The organism is Polynucleobacter sp. UK-Mo-2m-Kol15, assembly GCF_018881505.1.
Classification (GTDB): Bacteria; Pseudomonadota; Gammaproteobacteria; order Burkholderiales; family Burkholderiaceae; genus Polynucleobacter.
Map to the genome: position 1 here is coordinate 1,616,421 of NZ_JACVQC010000001.1, position 19,987 is coordinate 1,636,407.

Genomic DNA, 19,987 nt, shown 5'->3' on the forward strand with positions numbered 1-19,987 from the left:
CCCCAAGCTTTAGGCTCAGCGCTAGTAGAAGCAGCGTGGAAGGAAGTGAGAAATTCATCAACATGGTTTAAATATAACCTAAAAATTCAAAATTAGCTAAAACGTCGACCGCTCAGCCGTTCCCATGCCCAAATCACATAACCTGAAATGGAATACACCACAAAGAGGCCGAATAAAGTTAAGGGTGGGTTAGAGGAGATCAAAACAAAGGTGAGAATCATCAGAACCATCACCCCAAACGGCACACGATACCGAACATCAAGTGCTTTGCCGCTATAAAAGCGTGCATTAGAAACCATAGTTAAACCAGCATAAACGGCCAGGAAGAAGGTAATCCAAGGAATAGCGCTATCACGAACCGGGATCTTATTATCGTCAGCCAACCAAATAAAGCCTGCTATTAAAGAGCCAGCTGCTGGGCTAGGCAAGCCCTGGAAGAACTTTTTATCGACTACCGCCGTATTGACGTTGAAGCGCGCCAGACGCAAAGCGGCACCAGCACAGTAAGTAAAGGCGGCTAACCAACCCCACTTACCCAAATCCTTTAGAGCCCACTCGTAGGCAACTAATGCTGGGGCTACTCCAAATGACACCATATCGGCCAAAGAATCGTACTGCTCCCCAAATGCACTTTGGGTATTGGTCATGCGCGCAACGCGACCATCCATGCCATCCAAGACTAAAGATGCAAAGATGGCAATCGCAGCCATCTCAAACTGGTGGTTCATCGCATTGACAATTGCGAAGAAACCACAGAATAAGGCTGCGGTAGTAAATGCATTCGGTAGCAGATAAATGCCTTTGCTCCGTTTACGCGGCTTATCCACGTGCAACTCTTCTACCTCGAAATCAACTGCGTCACCAAGATCCTCCGCCCACTCATCTTTAGTGCGATCAGTTCTAGCAGGCGCTAAGCGACTGCGATCGATACGGCCACGACGGCGAAATGTAGGCACAAATATTCCCGGTTAAGCAGCTTGATTAATCTAAGCCAGGCACACGAGCTAATGCAGTATTTGTAGCAAAAACTTTATCACCGACACTAACCAAAGGCTCAGCTGTTAATGGCAAATATACATCGACACGGGAGCCAAAGCGAATAAAACCATAACGTTCACCCGCTTTTAGTCTATCGCCAACATGGATGTAGCAAAGAATACGGCGAGCAATAAGGCCTGCAACCTGAACCAGCGTCACAATTTGGCCATTGGCATCAATCACAACAGCATTACGCTCATTCTCTGTGGAGGCTTTATCCAAATCTGCGTTAACAAATTTTCCAGGGAAATACTGAATCTCTTTTACTAAGCCATTGACTGAGCTACGGTTGGAGTGAACGTTAAATACGTTCATAAAAACACTAATCTTTAATGCTTCACGACCTGCATAAGGATCGTTTGCTATTTCTACAACAACGATGCGACCATCGGCTGGAGATAAAACAAGATCGCGGCCTAAAGCAGCAATACGCTGCGGGTCACGGAAGAACTGCAGAACAAAAATAAAGATGATCCATAAAGGCCATGACCATGCAATACCACCGAGATAGTGGACTAGCAAAGTAACGGCCCCCACTAATGCCAAATACGGCCAACCTTCTTTCGCAATAATGGGGTGCGGATACATCATCTTTGTTCTGAGCCTTTTTAGTTACTACTATTGGTTTCTTGCTACTTTTTACTTAGTTCTTAGTCTGGTCAACCAACTTATTCTTAGCAATCCAAGGCATCATGGCGCGCAATTTAGCACCAACTACCTCGATGTCATGCTCAGCATTCAAACGACGACGTGAAATCAAAGTAGGTGCGCCTGCTTTGTTTTCTAAGATGAAGCTCTTCGCATACTCACCAGTCTGAATGTCTTTCAAGCACTGACGCATTGCGTTCTTAGTATCTTCAGTCACAACACGTGGGCCAGTGACATACTCACCATACTCGGCATTATTAGAGATGGAGTAGTTCATATTGGCAATACCACCTTCGTATATCAAGTCAACAATCAACTTGAGCTCATGCAAACACTCGAAGTAGGCCATTTCAGGGGCGTAGCCAGCTTCAACCAAAGTCTCAAAACCAGCTTTGATCAACTCCACTGCGCCGCCACAAAGAACAGCCTGCTCACCAAATAAGTCAGTTTCAGTTTCTTCGCGGAAGTTAGTTTCGATGATGCCAGCACGACCGCCACCGTTTGCAGTTGCGTATGACAAAGCAACATCACGCGCTGAACCAGATTTATCTTGGTAAACAGCGATCAAATGGGGGACGCCGCCACCTTGAGCATAAGTACCACGAACAGTATGACCAGGCGCCTTAGGAGCAATCATGATGACATCTAAGTCAGCGCGCGGCTGAACTTGGCCATAGTGAACATTAAAGCCATGAGCAAAGGCTAACGCAGCACCCTGCTTGATATTGGCATGAACTTCTTTGTTATATACGTCAGCAATTTGCTCATCAGGCAAGAGCATCATCACAACATCTGCATCTTTTACTGATTCACCAACTTCTTTAACCGTCAAGCCAGCATTGACAGCCTTGCTCCAAGATGCCCCATCTTTACGCAGACCAACAGTAATGTTGCAGCCTGAATCTTTCAGATTCAATGAGTGTGCGTGGCCTTGTGAACCATAACCAATGATGGTTACTTTTTTGCCTTTAATGAGGGACAAATCAGCGTCTTTATCGTAAAAAACTTTCATGCTCTTTCCTTGTTTTGAAAATGTAGTTAATTCAGTAATCAGTTAAAAATTAAACCTTGAGGATGCGTTCACCGCGCCCAATACCAGAGCCACCCGAACGGACAGTTTCCAGAATAGATGCACGATCAATTGAATCAATAAAGGCATCCAATTTGGCACCATCACCAGTTAATTCAATGGTGTAACTCTTATCAGTCACATCGATGATGCGACCACGGAAGATATCTGTTGTGCGCTTCAATTCTTCACGCTCTTTACCAACAGCGCGAACCTTGATCATCATGAGCTCGCGCTCAATATGAGGCCCTTCAGTCAAATCAAATACCTTCACCACTTCAACCAGGCGATTTAAGTGCTTAGTGATTTGCTCAATGACATCATCTGAACCAATCGTAACAATCGTCATACGAGAGAGTGATGCATCTTCAGTTGGTGCAACACTAAGCGTCTCAATGTTGTAACCACGCGCCGAGAATAATCCCACAACACGAGACAATGCTCCCGGTTCGTTCTCTATCAATACAGAAATAATATGGCGCATCAGAGATCCTCGCTACCCAAAAGCATTTCAGTAATACCCTTGCCCGCTTGAACCATTGGCCAAACGTTTTCTTCGGGATCCGTCTGGAAATCCATAAATACTGTGCGATCCTTCAAGCGAATCGCCTCTTTAAGGGCGCCTTCAACATCCGACTTTTTCTCGATGCGCATACCAACATGGCCAAAGGCTTCTGCCAACTTGACAAAGTCCGGCAATGAATCCATGTAAGAACTGGAGTAACGCTTGTTATAAGTCAGCTCTTGCCATTGGCGAACCATGCCAAGATAACGATTGTTCAATGACACAATTTTGACGGGTGTGTTGTATTGCTTGCAAGTAGACAACTCTTGAATACACATCTGAATCGAGCCTTCGCCGGTGATTGCGAAAACATCCTGATCTGGAAATGCCTTCTTGATACCCATAGCGTATGGCAAGCCAACACCCATAGTCCCGAGGCCACCAGAGTTAATCCAACGACGTGGCTTATCGAACTTATAGAACTGTGCAGCCCACATTTGATGCTGGCCAACATCAGAAGTAATGAATGCATCACCACCAGTGAGCTCCCACAACTTTTGAACTACGTACTGAGGTTTGACGATTTGCGATGCCTCGTCGTACTTCAAGCAATCTTTTTTACGCCACTCGTTAATCTGCGCCCACCATGCTGCCAATTTGGCGTCATTCTTACGAGGACCAGCAGCCTTAAGCTGAGCCGTCATCTCTTGCAATACTTCCTTGAGATTACCAACGATAGGCACATCTACTTTCACCCGCTTTGAAATCACGGATGGGTCGATGTCAATATGAATAATCTTGCGTGGATGGCTTGCAAAGTGAACAGTATTACCAATCACGCGGTCATCAAAACGTGCGCCAATCGCAATCAACACGTCGCTGTGCTGCATTGCCATATTGGCCTCGTAAGTACCATGCATGCCGAGCATACCCACAAACTGGGGACTAGTGCCCGGGAAGCCGCCAAGCCCCATTAAGGTATTGGTAACGGGGTAACCCAATAGGTCAGCAAACTCTTTTAATTCTGGAGCGGCATCAGCCAAGATCACACCACCACCGGTATAGATAAAGGGGCGCTCAGCCTCTTGCAATAAAGAAACTGCCTTACGAATTTGTCCACTATGCCCTTTTACAACCGGGTTATATGAACGCATCTCTAATGTCTCTGGATAGACAAATGGCCCCTTGGCCGCTGAAACATCTTTTGGAATATCGATTAGAACGGGCCCTGGACGACCTGTCTGCGCAATATGGAAAGCCTTCTTAATCACTAAAGGAAGATCTTTAACATCCTTTACAAGGAAGTTATGCTTTACCACTGGGCGAGTGATACCAACGGTATCCGCCTCTTGGAAAGCATCTTCACCAATCGCATAGGTTGGTACGTTACCACTGATAACTATCAGCGGTATAGAGTCAGTGTAAGCAGTAGCAATTCCGGTAACCGCATTGGTTACACCGGGACCTGAGGTGACTAGTGCAACACCGACCTTACCCGTTGCACGTGCATAGCCATCGGCCGCATGAACTGCTGCCTGCTCATGACGAACAAGAATATGCTCAAACTTGTCCTGCTTAAAAATTTCATCGTAGATAAAGAGAACGGAACCGCCTGGGTAACCCCAAACGTATTCGACACCCTCTTTGTGCAAAGCCTTTACCAGCATCTCGGCGCCAATCATTTCAGGCGCACTCGCTGTGGAATTTGGATTTACTGTGTCTTGGTTAGCTTTAGAAGCTAAAAATTCGGCGCTGCTTGTATTCATTTTCTTTCGTCCTTTGCAATTTTCGGCAAAAAATTGTTTGGTCTGTTCTGTCTCCTGCTTATGGCCTGAGTTCGAACGGCGCTGCTACCGGAAAAAACCACTTCTTGAATGAGATTCTAGGTAGTAAGCCCTATATTCTATAGCAATCCCCTAAAATAGACGAATTGAATCTGATTCAGGTCTAATCTACTGAATGGCCTCATCCCAAGAACTTTCTGACTTTCTATGCAGTGTTGAACAGCGTGCCTTCAAGCAGGCTGTGTATGCTGTTCGGGATGACGATGCCGCCTTGGACATTGTTCAGGATGCCATGATCAAGCTGTCTGAAAAGTATGGCGATCGTCCTGCAGCTGAGCTACCCCTGGTTTTCACCAGAATTCTGCAGAACCGCATTCATGACTGGTTTAGACGTCAAAAGGTCAGAAATACCTGGGTTACGCTCTTCTCCAGTATGGGTAAGAAATCCGATGAGAATGATGATTTCGACCCTCTTGAGTCACTCTCAGCTCCAGATGACAGTGAAATTCACCAGGATGGTGCCTATAAGCTGGAACGTAGTCAACTCTTGCAATCCCTAGAGTCGGAAATATCAAAATTGCCGGCCCGTCAACGAGAAGCCTTCCTGATGCGTTATTGGGATGAGCTGAGTATTACTGAAACTGCCCTAGCCATGAGTTGTAGCGAAGGAAGCGTCAAAACCCACTGCTCAAGAGCCGCTCAGGCTCTAGCTAAAGCATTGAAATTAAAAGGAATTACGCTGTGAACCAAAATAAAGACCTCCTGAACCCAACTGAAGCAGATCAATTTGGTCTAACTGCTGCTGCCCTACTTCGCCATGGATCAGAATCCCTGCCAGCAGCCATCAAAGATCGTCTTTACGCAGCTCGCCTAAAGGCGCTTTCCGTTAAAAAACCAGAAAAAGTTCGCATTCAGCAGCATATTTTGGCTCATTCTACTGGAACCTGGTCTTCAGGCTCACGCCCATTTTGGGATAATGTTGGCTGGATCGCCCCGCTAGTTGTACTCGTCTTTGGCATCGTTGGTATTGCCCAATGGCAACAGGACTCTCGCATTAATGACATCGCCGAGCTAGATGTTGCCCTCTTAACCGATGATGTTCCTCCAGATGCCTATGCAGATAGCGGCTTCTTGGGCTTCCTCAAAAATGGTCCCCTAGCTGAATCTGATCAAGATAATCTTGATGCGGTGAAATCACCGTCTTAAGGCACTTAATGAATCCAATTAGCGCATGCTAAATCATTCACAATCTTTGAGCGCTTCTATTGCCATCAGCATAATGCTGGCGATCAGTGCGATTGGATCAACACAAAGTTCAAACGCACTTGCTCAAGCTACTGCAGGCGCTCATGGAAAAACTACTGGCATTCCAGAAAAAAAACCAGATGGCACATGGGAAAGCTTAAAACCAGGGCAGCAAAAAATCTTGGCCCCTCTGGAGAGCGACTGGGATTACATGCTCCCGGACAGTCGCAAAAAATGGATTCAGGTTGCCAACCTTTACCCTAAGATGAGCGAGGCTGACCAGCAGAGACTGCAGTCTCGCATGACAGGCTGGTCTAATCTCTCGCAAAAAGATCGTCGCTTAGCTCGGGAGAACTACTTGGGTAGCCTTAAGTTTCCTGCTGAGAAAAAAGCAGAAGCTTGGACCGCATATCAAAAACTTACGGACGAACAGAAAAAGAAATTAGCTCAAGCCGAAGTTACCAATAAAAAGCGGACGGCGACAAGCTCACCGACTTTACAACAATCCCCAATAGCGCAAAAAACAAATCTAGCCCCAACCTTGCCTGCAAGCAGCGCTGTCCCCACTCAAGAATCTCCAGCACCTAGTGCAAGCCCAGATAGCAACTCAAGCAATCCATAAGAACTCTTAAGTCGTGATCACTCCCGCTGAATTAGACGCACTGCCCGCCCCACAATTTTGGCGACGGGTCTCATGCGGCCTCTATGAGCAGTTAGTTCTATTGGGTGTGATTGCCCTAACATTCTTGGCTCCCAATTTAGGCCTTGGTATGCTGTTTGGTTTGGCCCTGCCAAGCTGGCTTACTTTTCTCTATCTCTATATTGTTCTGGGCGTTTACTTTGTTTGGTATTGGACAAAGTCTGGTCAAACGCTTGCGATGCAAACATGGCGTGTACGTATGATTGGTCCAGGAGGCTATAACTTAAACCGCAAGCAAGCAATCTGGCGCTATGTTTATGGATCTCTATGGATTGCCCCCTGCATTGCAATCCAATGGCTCTTCGACCTGCATCAGTGGCAAATTATTGAGATGCTGTTTGCGGTTGCTTTATTTCTGTGGCCGCTAAGCATTTACTTGAATCGCGTCAGTCCTTCATTGCGCCAAAGCCTGCCAGACCGTTTTAGTGGAACGCGTTTGGTTGAGCTACCAAAGAACTTAGTCACGATCTCGTAATCTAGAGCTCGCGCAAACACTCCATAGCAGTTGCGGTTTGAATTCTTCTCTGAAAGCGGAAGCCAGCTATTAGGCAAGCGAACACCCCAAAGCAAATACCCATTATTAAAGACTGAGCAAAAGCATTGAACTCAATCTCTAAAACAAAGTGGCCCAATGCCCAGGCTGCTATTCCAGCAGTCACTCCAGCTAAAGCTCCCGAAAGCGTCCCAATAATTAACAGTTCGGCTATAGCAATCTTACCAAGCAGGTAGCGCGATGCGCCGACCGCCTTGAGTAAGGCCGCACTTCTGAAGCGTTCATCTTGTGTAGCTGCAATTGCTGCCACCAAAACCAAGATTGCAGCGACGATAGTGAAGGTAAACAATAGTCCAAGGACAGAAGATAGTCGATCCAATACATCCTGTATTTGACGTAAGGATGTTGCTACATCCACAATAGTCAGATTAGGGTATGACTGTGCTAGCTGATAGTCGAGGCCTTCAATGCCCGCCCTCTGATAGTAAGAAGTAATCCATGACTGTGGCATTTCCGCAAGCATAGCCGGCGGCATGATGACGAAGAAGTTCACCTTCATAGAACCCCAGTCTAATTTTCGCAAAGAGGTAATTGGTGCAGTTACTCTTTCACCGGCAAGCTCAAAGGTCATTTGATCGCCAAGCTTTAGCCTTAGAGTCTTCGCAATCCCCACCTCTAAGGAAACTTGTGGGGCAGTGCCCTCAATCCATTTTCCGGAGGTAATGCGATTGCCCTCAGGTAATTGCTCTGTATAGGAGAGATTGAATTCTCGATCAACCAAGCGGCGCGCATTTTCATCAAGATAGTCATTAGGTCCAATGTTTTTTCCATTAACCTCCACCAATCGCGCGCGCACCATAGGGCTGAAGCTAGGATTTGCTACTCCTGCAGCAATCAGAGACTCAGTAATGCCGAGCTTTTGATCCTCTTGAACATTAATCATGAAGCGATTTGGTGCATCGACTGGAATATTCCCCTGCCAGGTAGCTAATAAATCCTGGCGAAGTAATAAAATCAAAAGCAAAGCCATCAAAGCAATACCCAAGGCAGTAATTTGCATCACTGCGAATCCCGCACGACGTGCTTGCGCAGTCAATGCAAAACGAAGTGCGAAACTCCTTGCACACCATTTAGAAAATAAAATATTAAGAGAGCGTAGTGATAGCCAGGAAACAACAGCAAATACAGCAACAGCTAAAGCAAAGCTAAGAGCAACCCAAGAAGCCAGCTTCAAATCCTGCGAAGCAATAGCAATTAATGCAAGGCAAGTAATCAAACCAAAAAGTCCGACCCAAAGCGCTTTAATGTTGACCGAACCCAACTCTTTTCGAATGAGCCGAACTGGTGAAATCATGACTAAGCTAAAAAGAGGTGGGCCAGCAAAGCCAATTAACAAGAAGGAGGAGAATAAAATGCTCCAGGCCAGCGGCCAAAGAGATAGTGGAGGTAGATTGGCTAATACCAAATTTCCCAAAATACGAATTAATATCTCCTGAACTCCATATGCAAAAACGGCCCCTATGATTGCAGCCAATAAGCATAATGCGCCCAAGACTTTGATTTGATTGACCAGAATAGTCTTTTGGCTTGCACCCAGGCACTTCATGACAGCACAAACATCAGCCTGCCTTAAGACATAACGACGCGCTGATAAAGCAATGGCTACTGCGGCCACCATTGCAGTTAGCAAGGCCACCAAGGATAAGAAGCGCTCTGCCCGCTCTAAGGTTTTACGCATCATAGGTTGGGCATTTTCCAAAGTCTCAATGCGTAAGCCTCTGAGACCCTCGGATGCAATCGATTTAGCAGCCCAGGTTTCATAATCAGAGATAGCTTGATCATTACCTGCCAGCAGTAAGCGATAAGTAACGCGACTACCCAGACCAATGAGACCTGTAGCAGGCAGATCATCAAGGGACATCATCACGCGGGGTGCAAAGTTCATGAAGCCAGCACCACGATCTAGCTCCCGCTCTAAGATGCCTCCAATCAAAAAATCTTTATCCCCCAAGCGCATGTGATCACCGACCTTAGTGCGCAAGGCATTAAGCATAGCCGGATCGATCCAAACTGAACCGGTTGGCGGAGTTAGCGTGACAGTAGAGGATGAAACCTTTAAGGATCCACGCAAAGGATAAGTAGCGCTTACCGCCTTAAGTGAAGCAAGCTTACTTTGCCCACCAACCGTGGCCATACTCGGAAAGACAATCGTTTGGGCAAAGCTGAGCTTTCTCTCCTGAGCCTCCAGAATAAAGCGTTCGGGCAAAGGCTGATCGGCAACCAACAATAGATCTGCAGCGAGAAGCTGACGAGCATCAAACTGAAAGGCTCGCTGCATGCGGTCAGCTAAAAAGCTAACACTTGATAAGGCAGCAACCGAGAGCGTCAGCGCAACCAAGAGTGCTAGAAGCTCACTAGACCGAAGATCCCGCCTGATACTCCGAAGAAAACTAGCTAGCACTAAGATTAAACTGCCTGAATTTGACCACCATCCACACGAATCACTGATCCAGTAATGAAGGAGGCGCTTTGACTAGCCAAGAATGCTGCAGCATCTCCATACTCTCGAGGATCCCCATAACGTCCCATAGGAATTTGCCTCAAACTGGCCTGTACAACTGATTCATAGCTGACATTTTCACGCTGAGCACGTGCCTCATCCAACTGCCGCAAACGATCTGTCGCTACGCGTCCCGGCATGATCACATTGACAGTAATGCCTTGGGCAGCCACTTCCGCCGACAAAGTTTTAGACCAAGCCAGAAGTGCAGCTCGCAAGGTATTAGAGATCGCTAGATTTTTGATGGGAGCAATCGCACCTGAAGTAGTGCTAGTAATAATACGGCCCCACTTGCGCTCACGCATTCCCGGAAGAATACGATCGGTAATGCCAATAAGGGAGAGAACCATATCATTGAAGCTCTTTTGCCATAAGGCAGGATCCTGACCTGCTGCTAGGGTTGGAGGAGGTCCCCCAGTGTTATTCACCAAAATATCAATTGGTCCGAGCTCTCTTTCAACCTTACTCACCATGCCGTCAATGACTGAAGAATCAGATAGGTCCCAGCTTAAAGCCAAAGCGGTTCCACCGACAGCCTCAATCATCTCGACTGATTTTTTCAATCCCTCAGGATTACGGCCTGTCACTGCAACTTTGACGCCCTCTCGCGCCAAGGACACCGCCATCGCCTGTCCTAAACCTCGACTGGAAGCCAATACCAGTGCAACCCTACCTTTGAGCCCTAAATCCATGTCTTCTCCATTTTCTTCTATTTGCTGCCATTCTAGAATAACTACTGCCCTAAAGGTGGGGGCAGATTTCCAGCATATTGATAAAGCACCACTTCATATTCTTTCAGAATTTGCGCTAAGGCCTCTTGTTGACCGAAAGCCAAAGCTTGGGGAGTGTTGTCCTTGAGTGCAATCCTCTTGGTATAGCGATTTTTACCAATCACGGGATTCCGTTTTTTAGGGTCAGTTGCCGTTAGAAAAAACTCTACCGTGACCACAGCCTCTGGCCGCACTCGATAGTCACCATAAAATTCCTCTACAGAAGTCTGCAAGATGTAATAAGGAAAGAAGCTATTCCCCTGCCCCACTGTCATTGAGAAAATCTGCGCATTATTAAGCCACTGACGAGTAGCGCTACCAATCATTTCATTTGGCAGTACAGAATACACATTATAAAAATCTTTTTCGTAGCGCTGATCACTTAAGCGATAAACAAAGGACTTGCCATCAAATGGAGATGTCGTAGTGACGGAGCCCATTTTGAGCCACAAATCACTCCGTGGCTTATAGGGTGCGCCAATGCGCTCTGGCGCCACCATCCAACTACTGGTCTCTAGCGCAGGTCTCGTTGGTAAAGAGCAAGCGCTCAAAACTGTCATGATGAATGCCAAGATAGCAAACTTCATGAGGCGTGGGTTTCGTGTCACCTGAATTTTCAATGGTGTCATTTTTCAGCTCCATTCATGGGGGGTGTAATGCGTGCAGGAGGCTCACCCCAAATCAAGGTAGATGGCGATTGACTTGCAATACGAGTAAATTCATTTAACTGCTCACTGGCTTGCCGCAGGTTTTCTATAGTGACAGTGGTATCACCCTGAACACTGGTAACAGTTTGACGCAAAGAAACCATCGTTGCCACTAATTCACGCATCAAAATATTGAGCTGATCTTTATCAGTAACTTTAGCAATCCGATCTAACAGCACATTGAGATCCTTCACTGAATTAATCAGCCCGGCATTATCTTTTCCTTCACCAGCCATTAACTTATTCAAGTTACCTAAAAGGGCATCAAATTTCTTTTGAGTTCCGTCAACATCTAAGGCATTGAGCGCGCCGATGAGTTTTTGAATACCGGAAATAATTTCATCAGCCTGGTTGGGCATTGAGGGAACAACAGGGTAATCGGGATTCCATTTGTACTTCAACTGAGGGTACTGATCAGCGCTTGGATAAAAATCCAACTCGATGTAGTTAACCCCGGTAATACCCATCGACTTAATTCGAGCACGAAGATTGTCGTTAAGGAAGGCCTGCAAGTGATCCAATTGCACTTTATCGCCAAAGATTTGCATCCTCACCACCACATACTCATAACGTTCTGGCATTGGCACTTCTCGCTCATAAACATCGCCAGATAAATTGATAGAAGTTACTTGGCCAATCTTAACCCCCCGAAATCGAACAGCTGCACCAGCATCTAGGCCGGTTACTGACTGCTTGACATAGGTTTCTACCGTGAACGATTTTTTAAAAAGCTGTCCTGAACCAAAAATTAATATCACTGCCAATAATGCGCCAAGAGCGGCAAGGACAAATATGCCCAAGCGAAAATAATTAGGATTGGAGTTATTGCTCATGCTGCGTCCTTACTCATGATGCGGTTAAAGAATTGATGCACTCTAGGGTCTTTACTGGTATCTCTTAATACTTTGGGATCACCTTCAGCAATAATGCCTTTGGCATCCTTATCTAACATAATGACCTTGTCCGCGATGGAATAAATACTCGCTAACTCATGCGAGACGATTACAAAGGTAAATCCTAAGTTTTTTGAGAGATCGAGAATCGTACTATCGAGATCGGCTGAGGTAATAGGATCCAGGCCTGCTGAAGGCTCATCCAAAAATAATATCTTAGGGTCTAAAGCCATCGCACGCGCAATCGCAGCTCGCTTTTGCATGCCGCCACTAATTTCACTTGGCATATACGTTTCATAAGGTAATAAACCGACCAAATCAAGCTTGCACCGAGCTAATAGATTCATTTGATCTCTAGTGAGCTGGGTGTACTCTTCCATAAAGAGCGTCACGTTATCCAGCAAATTCATGGAACCAAATAAAGCCCCTTGCTGATACATCACTCCAAAGCTCGTCATGATTTTTTGGCGCTCGGCACCTTGTGCGGTGGTGATATTTTGACCCTCAATCAATACATCTCCCGCAAGCGGTTGGTACAAGCCAAATAAGTTCTTTAAGAGACTAGATTTGCCGCAACCCGAACCACCCAAGATCACAAATATCTCGCCATTCTTGACCGAGAAATCAAGGTTCTGCAGGAGTACTTTCGAGCCATAGCCCACAGTCAAGTTCTGAACATCGATTGCGTTATCTAGAGCATCCATCAGAAACCTGTCTTATAGGAGATGAAGGCAAAAATGCCATCTACCAAAACAATCATCACAATACTACTGACCACTGCACGGGTTGCGGAGATGCCCACAGCAGCTGCACCAGTTCCTGTTTGCATGCCACGCAAACAACCCATGGCAGAAATCACCACACCAAATAAAGTCGCCTTCAAAAGGCCGGAGAGAACATCCTCAACATCTATAGCAGCCAGCATCCCGTTGTAAAAATTGATGAAGGGTATGCCGTAAATTTGCATCGTCAGCATCGAAGAAAAAATACTGACGATATCGGCAAATAAGGTCAAGATGGGAGCTACCAAAATTCCCGCTAGCACTCTAGGGACTACCAAAAATCGAATCGGGCTTAAGCCGCCGGTCACTAAGGCATCCACCTCACTATTGACAGTCATCGTACCGATTTCTGCAGCGAACGCAGCTGATGAACGACCAGCAAGTAAGATTGCTGTAATCAGCGGGCCCATCTCACGCACAATACCCAAGGCAGCGAGTGGTCCGACAAAAGAAACGGCGCCGAATTGCTCCATGCCAATAGCGGCCTGAAAGGACAAAATCACCCCAATCAGAAATGCAACCAAGCCAACAATTGGCAATGCAGCTACACCAGCCTCTACCGCAGTATTAATAAAATCACCCCAACGCACTTGATTGATATGACGTATTGACCAGACCAAATCAGCCGTTAAATGACCAACAAAAGTAACTAGTCCGCGGGCATCATCTATGAGATTTTGAGTGGCCATTCCGGTGCTCACTACAAAATTTCGCTTTTGCTTTTGTGCTGGAACAGGAAAGAGGTTCTTGATTGGATCAAATTCCCGTAAGAGCGGTTGATACTTTGGATCTAAACCCTGAATATCAAACTGTCCCCCTGCGTTTTGCTGTGCCTCTTGCACATCAATCAAAAACGCAAATGCAGATCCATCCAAAGAACTTACTTTAGAGGCATCAATAACTAGTGAGCAGCCTTGGGTGCTTTGCCCTAGCCATAAGTTATGCTTTTTCCGAATATCAGTCCACAACCCTGCCAATGAATAGACATTGACTACACCACTCAAAGCGACTTGAGCATGGGTTGCGTCGGTTTGCAACCAAACTCCGACTGGGCTTGGTGGATTTGAAGAATCGGCGTCTGAAATGCTCATAGTCAAACTATAAGGTATCTATGTGAAACCACTATGAAATGTCTTTAAAAAGAAAAAGGGCCTAGTTTTTCAACTAGGCCCCGTATAGGTTGGTGCGGCTGGCAGGAATTGAACCCACGACCCCTTGGTTCGTAGCCAAGTACTCTATCCAGCTGAGCTACAGCCGCAACAGCCATAATTATGCCATGGAAGAGAAGAACTACATTACACCCGCTGGTCACGAACGTATCAAAAGTGAGCTTTTACAACTTCTAAACCTTGATCGGCCTGAGGTTGTCAGGGTTGTGCACTGGGCAGCATCCAACGGCGACCGCTCCGAAAATGGGGACTATATCTATGGGAAAAAGCGGCTTCGGGAGATAGATCGTCGGATTCGCTTCCTCAATCAGCGCCTAGAATTTGCGGTAGTTGTGGACAATCAAGCCAGAAAATCGGGGGATGCAGATGCTGAGCAGGTCTTTTTTGGGGCTACTGTCACTTACGTCAACTTGGAAGGTGCTGACTCTGGTAAAGAGACCACGATCACGATTGTGGGAGTAGATGAGGTCGATTTAGATCTAGGCCACGTTAGCTGGGTTTCGCCTATTGCCAAGGCACTGATTAAGGCCCGCCTCGGAGATTGCGTCAAAATCCAGACGCCTACCGGACCAACTGAAATTGAAATCCTTGACGTTCAGTATCTGTAATTGGGACTTAAAGGAATTTAGCCAACTCGAACACGGATAACGCGCATGACATCTTGGTTGGCTCGCAAACTGCGCATCACTCTAGATAGGTGCAGTCGATCAGACACTTGGATCGTAAATCGAATGGTGACAGCATCTTCTTTATAACGATCATCCATCGATACATTCATGATATTGGAGTCAGCTGCAGTAACACTGCTCGCCACTCTTGCCAAAACGCCTTTACCTTGACGAGTGTCGATTGCAAGGTCAACTTCAAATTCCCGATTAACTTCTTTGCCCCACTCAACCTCTACCCACTTATCACTATCCTTAGAGAGCATTCTGAGGGCTACCGAACAGTCATTCGTATGAACCTGCAAACCTTCGCCCTTACCAAGATAACCAATGATGTTATCTCCTGGAATCGGATGACAGCAGGTTTGGAAGCTAATGGAATTACCCTCTCGACCATCTACTAAGATAGCCTGACGCTGATGGTGATGAGATGCAATTTCTTGCAAAGGAGAAACCCAGTCTGCAGCACCTAGGCGCATCTGTTCTGAACCACCCTCATCATCAATCAAGATCTTTAAGCGAATAGCCAGTTCCTGTGGAGATCTCCGACCCAAGGCAATATTGACACAAGCCTCTTCGCGCGTTTTGTCACCAGTCCAATGTAATAATTTTTCCCAGATCTCTGGTGTGAGCAGCCCCGCATCAACTCCTTGTTGACGCAAGGAATTAGCAAGGAATCGCTCACCTAACTGCAGAGATTCGCCATAGTGCTTCGTCTTCAGCGAATGGCGAATGGAGGCACGAGCTTTACCGGTTCTAACAAACGCTAGCCATCCTGGATTGGGCTGGGAATTAGACGATGTGATTACTTCAACAATATCGCTATTTTTTAATTCACTTCGTAAAGGTAGCTGCATGCCATTAATTTTCACGGCCACGCAAGTGTTACCCACATCACTGTGAATGGAATAGGCAAAATCTAGGGCAGTAGCACCGCGCGGCAAGGCTCTGATCTGCCCCTTTGGGGTAAAAACATACACCGCATCTGGGAATAGGTCAATTTTGACGTGCTCCAAGAATTCTTGCGAATCCCCACTGCTATCCTGAATATCAATCAAGGATTGCAGCCACTGATGTGCGCGGTTTTGCACCTCACTCATATCAGGTCCACCATCCTTGTAAGCCCAGTGCGCAGCCACTCCCGCTTCGGCGACTGCATGCATATCCTTGGTACGTATCTGAAACTCCACAGGCACTCCTGATGGCCCTAAAAGCGTCGTATGCAAGGACTGATAACCATTTAGCTTAGGGATGGCAATGTAATCTTTAAACTTACCCGGCATCGGCTTATAGAGTGCATGTAACAGACCTAGCGCACGATAGCACTCATCAATTGAATGGACGGTCACTCTAAAAGCATATACATCGAGTACCTGAGAAAAACTTAAATGCTTGCTGCGCATTTTGTTGTAGATGCTAAAAAGAGTTTTTTCTCGACCCTGCAGATCAACATCAAGATTGGCTTTTGCAAAGGTCATGCGAGCGTTCTGCAAAATCTTTTCCACCATCTCTTTGCGATTACCACGCGCCCGCTTCACCGCACCCTCGATCACCCTAAAGCGCATTGGCATCGAGTAGCGAAAGCTCAGGTCTTGTAAGTCACGGTAAATAATGTTGAGGCCCAGACGATGGGCAATCGGGGCATAAATCTCAATTGTCTCCGCAGCCACCCTGCGACGCTTTGCCATCGGTACAGCGTCGAGCGTACGCATATTGTGGGTTCGGTCTGCAAGCTTGACCAGAATAACTCGGACGTCGCGCGCCATCGCCATAAACATCTTGCGAAAGCTTTCAGCTTGGGCCTCAGCATGACTTTGGAACTCTAACTTGTCGAGCTTGGTTAGCCCCTCTACCAGTTCCGCCACTTTGCTGCCAAACTTTCCAACCAAATCCGCCTGGGTGCAACCGGTATCTTCAATCACATCATGCAATAAAGCTGCCATGATGGATGGGGCATCCAGACGCCAAGTAGCGCAAAGTTCAGCAACTGCTACGGGATGGGTTATGTAAGGTTCACCACTATGACGGTATTGACCCAGATGCGCGGCATCGGCAAAGTGAAATGCCTTCTTAATAAGAGCAACTTCATCCGGCTTGAGATAGCCCAGTTTAGAAATTAGCCCATCGATAGAAACAACTTGATGCTTTAGAGGCAATATTGGCGCAGAAGTAGGGCCAAATAAATGTCGGCTTGACTGAGCCAACAAGGTTGCGATGATGGAAGACTTATCGCTTTTCACGGTCTCTGCAGACGAGACCTTACCTTTAGATTCCGATGTGTTTTGGTCGCCTAAGGGGAGCTCCACAACGGAACCCCTGGATTACAAAGGTACTTTGGTCAACATGTCACGGTCAGTTACACCAGCAGCAACTTCACGCAATGCAACTACAGTTGCTTTATCTCTGGACTCAACACGTGGGGAGTGACCTTGAACCAATTGACGCGCACGATAAGTCGCAGCCAATACCAGCTCAAAACGATTTGGGATAGTTTTTAAACAATCTTCTACAGTAATACGGGCCATGCTGGACTCACTTAAATTTAGCTTCAATACCGATAGGATAACTGATTAGACGCCAAGACGCCTTAAAAGTGCAGGGTTGCGAGCCATAATCGGCCCAGAGCGCAAGCGGCTGGCCGCCACCACATGACGCAAATCAATCAATGCCCGCTCAAAATCGTCATTGACCACAATGAAATCTGCCTCATGGGCATGCTGGAGCTCCAAATGTGCTGCAGCCAGCCTTCTCTGAATGGTTGCCTCGTCATCCTGCCCTCTTTTGCGCAAGCGCTCCTCTAAGGCCTCAAATGAAGGCGGAAAGATGAAGATCCACTGCACTTCGGGAATGATTTGACGAATCTGCTGGGCACCCTGCCAGTCGATCTCCAACATAACGTCGCGACCGGTTTTCATCTGGGCTTCAATCCAAGCTTTAGATGTCCCATAAAAATTACCATGTACTTCAGCATGCTCTAAAAAGTGACCTTGGTCGCGCTCAGCTACAAACTCTTCTCTAGTAATAAAACGATAGTCTTTGCCATCTGTCTCGCCCGGTCTTGGCGAGCGTGTCGTAGTAGAAAGAGAGAGTTTTAGTGCCGCATCTTCTTGTAATAAAGCATTTACCAAGGAGGATTTGCCAGCGCCCGAAGGAGCAACGATCATCAACATACTGCCTTGATAGGCAGGTGAGAGATTGGGTTTTATTTTCGGGCTAGCCATCACAATTATCTGAATATCAATTACTCTAAATTTTGCACTTGTTCACGCATTTGCTCAATCAAAAGCTTAAGCTCTAAAGCAGCTTGCGTGCACTCCTCTGAAACCGATTTAGAGCTCAAGGTATTGGCTTCGCGATTTAACTCCTGCATCAAGAAATCCAAACGCTTACCCACTGGCCCCTTGCCCGCAAGCGCAGTATCTACTGCCTGCAGATGAGTCTTGAGACGGGCAAACTCTTCCGCCACATCGATGCGAACCGCATAGAGCACGACTTCTTGACGAATACGTTCCATCAACTCAGTACCAGACCCACTACTACCTTTACCTTGTTCTTGCGCAGCTAAAGCCTCGGCAAGACGCTCTGTCAGCTTCTCTTGATACTGGGTCACATAGACCGGCACCTTAGGCTCAATCAGCTTCACAATCTCGCGCATCTTGCTGGTGATACTAGTCAACACAGCCACCAAAGCTTTACCCTCGGCATAGCGACTGTCTGTTAAGGCAGCCAGGGCGGCACGGCCAGCCTCAACAGTGGCGGCAATCCAGCCCTCCTCCTCACCCCTAGGCTCAGAAACAATTCCTGGCCAACGCAAAATATCGGCGATACGCAATGCTTCCGCATTAGGAAATGCTGTTTGGGCATGCTCCTGAAGGGTATACAAGGCATCTAGGCGATCTTTATTTAAGGCGCCCAAGGCATGTGGGGTGGCCTTAGAAGCACCAGCAGTGCCCGAATTAACGCGCCAAGCAGCTCGAAACTCAACCTTGCCACGAGAAAGGCTTTGAGTAGCCATTTCTCGTAGGGCAGGCTCCGCCCCGCGACACTCATCCGGAAGACGAAAGCCTAAATCCAGAAAGCGGCTATTAACAGCCCGACATTCCACCTGCAGATCAGCAACTACACCAGCTCCCAGGGAGACTTGGCGAGAAGCGCTGCCATAACCAGTCATGCTCGATATCATATGAACATTGTAGATCTTTAGGACCACACCCCATGACTCAGCCCAACATCACTCGCCCCAGCGGCCGCACCCCGACCCAGTTACGCCCCGTGAGCATTAGCCGCGCTTTCACCAAGCACGCAGAGGGCTCCGTCTTAATTGCCTTTGGCGATACCAAGGTGCTCTGTACAGCCAGCGTGCTGGAAAAGGTACCGCCTCATAAAAAAGGCTCTGGCGAAGGATGGGTTACCGCTGAGTACGGCATGCTGCCCCGCTCTACCCATACCCGCAGCGATCGTGAGGCAGCTCGCGGCAAACAATCTGGGCGCACACAAGAAATTCAGCGTTTAATAGGTCGTGCAATGCGCAGTATCTTTGACCTGAAAGTATTGGGGGAAAGAACCATCCATTTAGATTGCGATGTCTTGCAAGCTGATGGTGGAACAAGGACTGCATCTATTACGGGCGCATATGTAGCAGCACGTGATGCAATTAATACCCTCCTTCAAAGTGGCACACTTAAAACGGACCCGATCATTGATAGCGTTGCAGCGATTTCCGTTGGCATCTATCAAGGCGCACCCGTACTCGATTTAGATTACCCAGAAGATTCTTCTTGCGATACCGATATGAATGTTGTCATGACCGGCAAGGGCGGCATGATCGAAGTACAAGGAACCGCTGAGGGCCCTGCCTTCTCTCGCGCTGAGTTAAATGCCCTGTTAGACCTAGCCGAAGAAGGTATTCGTGATTTAACTCAGTTACAAAAAGAAGCATTCAAATAAAAATTAAAAGCT

At 47.1% G+C, this 19,987-nt stretch carries 21 protein-coding genes and 1 tRNA gene; 6 read left to right on the top strand and 16 right to left on the bottom strand.

The window, feature by feature from the left end:
- Nucleotides 1-92: 92 nt before the first annotated feature.
- From pssA to ICN43_RS08385, 5 genes are read right to left on the bottom strand one after another with little or no spacing between them, the layout of a single operon-like run.
- The gene (gene pssA / locus ICN43_RS08365; RefSeq protein ID WP_216198629.1) at nt 93-956 is read right to left on the bottom strand and encodes a CDP-diacylglycerol--serine O-phosphatidyltransferase; all 864 of its coding nucleotides are present in this window, start codon (nt 954-956) and stop codon (nt 93-95) included.
- 25 nt (nt 957-981) lie between these two features.
- Nucleotides 982-1,629 carry a phosphatidylserine decarboxylase gene (locus ICN43_RS08370; protein WP_216198632.1) on the bottom strand — a complete coding sequence of 216 codons (648 nt, stop codon included), beginning with the start codon at nt 1,627-1,629 and terminating at the stop codon, nt 982-984.
- A gap of 52 nt (nt 1,630-1,681) precedes the next feature.
- Nucleotides 1,682-2,698 (bottom strand): ketol-acid reductoisomerase, encoded by a 1,017-nt coding sequence (gene ilvC, locus ICN43_RS08375; protein WP_216198635.1) that lies wholly within the window; start codon nt 2,696-2,698, stop codon nt 1,682-1,684.
- 49 nt (nt 2,699-2,747) lie between these two features.
- Nucleotides 2,748-3,239, bottom strand: a complete 492-nt coding sequence (gene ilvN, locus ICN43_RS08380) for an acetolactate synthase small subunit (RefSeq protein WP_216198638.1) — start codon at nt 3,237-3,239, stop codon at nt 2,748-2,750.
- The gene (locus ICN43_RS08385; protein ID WP_216198641.1) at nt 3,239-5,026 is read right to left on the bottom strand and encodes an acetolactate synthase 3 catalytic subunit; all 1,788 of its coding nucleotides are present in this window, start codon (nt 5,024-5,026) and stop codon (nt 3,239-3,241) included. The genes ilvN and ICN43_RS08385 overlap by 1 nt, the downstream gene beginning before the upstream one ends.
- Before the next feature lie 193 nt (nt 5,027-5,219).
- Here ICN43_RS08385 and ICN43_RS08390 point away from each other — a divergent pair, with 193 nt between their 5' ends.
- Genes ICN43_RS08390 through ICN43_RS08405 form a run of 4 tightly spaced genes read left to right on the top strand, consistent with a single transcriptional unit; the run spans nt 5,220 to nt 7,464 of the window.
- Nucleotides 5,220-5,789, top strand: a complete 570-nt coding sequence (locus tag ICN43_RS08390) for an RNA polymerase sigma factor (RefSeq protein WP_216198644.1) — start codon at nt 5,220-5,222, stop codon at nt 5,787-5,789.
- Nucleotides 5,786-6,250, top strand: a complete 465-nt coding sequence (locus tag ICN43_RS08395) for a DUF3619 family protein (protein ID WP_216198647.1) — start codon at nt 5,786-5,788, stop codon at nt 6,248-6,250. Before ICN43_RS08390 ends, ICN43_RS08395 begins: the two co-directional genes overlap by 4 nt.
- 25 nt (nt 6,251-6,275) lie before the next feature.
- Nucleotides 6,276-6,911, top strand: a complete 636-nt coding sequence (locus tag ICN43_RS08400; RefSeq protein ID WP_216198682.1) for a DUF3106 domain-containing protein — start codon at nt 6,276-6,278, stop codon at nt 6,909-6,911.
- Nucleotides 6,912-6,924: 13 nt separating this feature from the next.
- A complete protein-coding gene (locus ICN43_RS08405; protein WP_370623174.1) occupies nt 6,925-7,464 on the top strand; it encodes an RDD family protein in 540 nt (179 codons plus the stop codon).
- A 1-nt stretch (nt 7,465) separates the two neighbouring features.
- Here ICN43_RS08405 and ICN43_RS08410 read toward each other — a convergent pair whose 3' ends face one another.
- From ICN43_RS08410 to ICN43_RS08440, 7 genes are all read right to left on the bottom strand, one after another.
- Nucleotides 7,466-9,880, bottom strand: a complete 2,415-nt coding sequence (locus ICN43_RS08410) for an ABC transporter permease (RefSeq protein ID WP_216859737.1) — start codon at nt 9,878-9,880, stop codon at nt 7,466-7,468.
- Between the two features lie 68 nt (nt 9,881-9,948).
- Nucleotides 9,949-10,734 (bottom strand): SDR family oxidoreductase, encoded by a 786-nt coding sequence (locus tag ICN43_RS08415; RefSeq protein WP_216198683.1) that lies wholly within the window; start codon nt 10,732-10,734, stop codon nt 9,949-9,951.
- A gap of 41 nt (nt 10,735-10,775) precedes the next feature.
- Nucleotides 10,776-11,441 carry a membrane integrity-associated transporter subunit PqiC gene (locus tag ICN43_RS08420; RefSeq protein ID WP_255533473.1) on the bottom strand — a complete coding sequence of 222 codons (666 nt, stop codon included), beginning with the start codon at nt 11,439-11,441 and terminating at the stop codon, nt 10,776-10,778.
- Nucleotides 11,438-12,352 (bottom strand): MlaD family protein, encoded by a 915-nt coding sequence (locus ICN43_RS08425; RefSeq protein WP_216198686.1) that lies wholly within the window; start codon nt 12,350-12,352, stop codon nt 11,438-11,440. The genes ICN43_RS08420 and ICN43_RS08425 overlap by 4 nt, the downstream gene beginning before the upstream one ends.
- Nucleotides 12,349-13,116, bottom strand: coding sequence for an ABC transporter ATP-binding protein (locus ICN43_RS08430; RefSeq protein WP_216198689.1), 768 nt, complete (start codon nt 13,114-13,116; stop codon nt 12,349-12,351). Before ICN43_RS08430 ends, ICN43_RS08425 begins: the two co-directional genes overlap by 4 nt.
- Nucleotides 13,116-14,285: an ABC transporter permease gene (locus ICN43_RS08435; RefSeq protein ID WP_216198692.1), complete on the bottom strand. Its 1,170-nt coding sequence runs from the start codon at nt 14,283-14,285 to the stop codon at nt 13,116-13,118. Before ICN43_RS08435 ends, ICN43_RS08430 begins: the two co-directional genes overlap by 1 nt.
- Nucleotides 14,286-14,375: 90 nt before the next feature.
- A tRNA-Arg gene (locus ICN43_RS08440) sits at nt 14,376-14,452 on the bottom strand.
- Between the two features lie 18 nt (nt 14,453-14,470).
- Between ICN43_RS08440 and greB the strand changes: the two genes are divergently transcribed.
- Entirely contained in the window at nt 14,471-14,971 is a 501-nt protein-coding gene (gene greB / locus ICN43_RS08445) for a transcription elongation factor GreB (protein WP_216198695.1), read from the top strand.
- Nucleotides 14,972-14,988: 17 nt separating this feature from the next.
- On the opposite strand, the gene ICN43_RS08450 is transcribed toward greB, so the two are convergent.
- The 4 genes from ICN43_RS08450 to ICN43_RS08465 form a co-directional block, all read right to left on the bottom strand.
- On the bottom strand, nt 14,989-17,268 hold the full coding sequence (locus ICN43_RS08450; RefSeq protein WP_216200030.1) for a RelA/SpoT family protein: 2,280 nt from the start codon (nt 17,266-17,268) through the stop codon (nt 14,989-14,991).
- 81 nt (nt 17,269-17,349) lie between these two features.
- A complete protein-coding gene (gene rpoZ / locus ICN43_RS08455) occupies nt 17,350-17,553 on the bottom strand; it encodes a DNA-directed RNA polymerase subunit omega (RefSeq protein ID WP_011902918.1) in 204 nt (67 codons plus the stop codon).
- Between the two features lie 45 nt (nt 17,554-17,598).
- Entirely contained in the window at nt 17,599-18,249 is a 651-nt protein-coding gene (gene gmk / locus ICN43_RS08460) for a guanylate kinase (protein WP_216198698.1), read from the bottom strand.
- 20 nt (nt 18,250-18,269) lie between these two features.
- Nucleotides 18,270-19,211 (bottom strand): YicC/YloC family endoribonuclease, encoded by a 942-nt coding sequence (locus ICN43_RS08465; RefSeq protein ID WP_216198701.1) that lies wholly within the window; start codon nt 19,209-19,211, stop codon nt 18,270-18,272.
- A 32-nt stretch (nt 19,212-19,243) separates the two neighbouring features.
- Between ICN43_RS08465 and rph the strand changes: the two genes are divergently transcribed.
- Complete coding sequence (rph, locus tag ICN43_RS08470) at nt 19,244-19,975, top strand: ribonuclease PH (RefSeq protein ID WP_216198704.1); 732 nt, start codon at nt 19,244-19,246, stop codon at nt 19,973-19,975.
- Nucleotides 19,976-19,987 lie beyond the last annotated feature (12 nt).

Bases quoted from the DNA above. Each gene is read 5' to 3' on its own strand.
- ICN43_RS08370 (WP_216198632.1), bottom strand. From the start codon at position 1,629: ATGATGTATCCGCACCCCATTATTGCGAAAGAAGGTTGGCCGTATTTG.
- ilvC (WP_216198635.1), bottom strand. From the start codon at position 2,698: ATGAAAGTTTTTTACGATAAAGACGCTGATTTGTCCCTCATTAAAGGC.
- ilvN (WP_216198638.1), bottom strand. From the start codon at position 3,239: ATGCGCCATATTATTTCTGTATTGATAGAGAACGAACCGGGAGCATTG.
- ICN43_RS08385 (WP_216198641.1), bottom strand. From the start codon at position 5,026: ATGAATACAAGCAGCGCCGAATTTTTAGCTTCTAAAGCTAACCAAGAC.
- ICN43_RS08390 (WP_216198644.1), top strand. From the start codon at position 5,220: ATGGCCTCATCCCAAGAACTTTCTGACTTTCTATGCAGTGTTGAACAG.
- ICN43_RS08400 (WP_216198682.1), top strand. From the start codon at position 6,276: ATGCTAAATCATTCACAATCTTTGAGCGCTTCTATTGCCATCAGCATA.
- ICN43_RS08415 (WP_216198683.1), bottom strand. From the start codon at position 10,734: ATGGATTTAGGGCTCAAAGGTAGGGTTGCACTGGTATTGGCTTCCAGT.
- ICN43_RS08420 (WP_255533473.1), bottom strand. From the start codon at position 11,441: ATGACACCATTGAAAATTCAGGTGACACGAAACCCACGCCTCATGAAG.
- ICN43_RS08425 (WP_216198686.1), bottom strand. From the start codon at position 12,352: ATGAGCAATAACTCCAATCCTAATTATTTTCGCTTGGGCATATTTGTC.
- ICN43_RS08430 (WP_216198689.1), bottom strand. From the start codon at position 13,116: ATGGATGCTCTAGATAACGCAATCGATGTTCAGAACTTGACTGTGGGC.
- ICN43_RS08435 (WP_216198692.1), bottom strand. From the start codon at position 14,285: ATGAGCATTTCAGACGCCGATTCTTCAAATCCACCAAGCCCAGTCGGA.
- greB (WP_216198695.1), top strand. From the start codon at position 14,471: ATGGAAGAGAAGAACTACATTACACCCGCTGGTCACGAACGTATCAAA.
- rpoZ (WP_011902918.1), bottom strand. From the start codon at position 17,553: ATGGCCCGTATTACTGTAGAAGATTGTTTAAAAACTATCCCAAATCGT.
- gmk (WP_216198698.1), bottom strand. From the start codon at position 18,249: ATGGCTAGCCCGAAAATAAAACCCAATCTCTCACCTGCCTATCAAGGC.
- ICN43_RS08465 (WP_216198701.1), bottom strand. From the start codon at position 19,211: ATGATATCGAGCATGACTGGTTATGGCAGCGCTTCTCGCCAAGTCTCC.
- rph (WP_216198704.1), top strand. From the start codon at position 19,244: ATGACTCAGCCCAACATCACTCGCCCCAGCGGCCGCACCCCGACCCAG.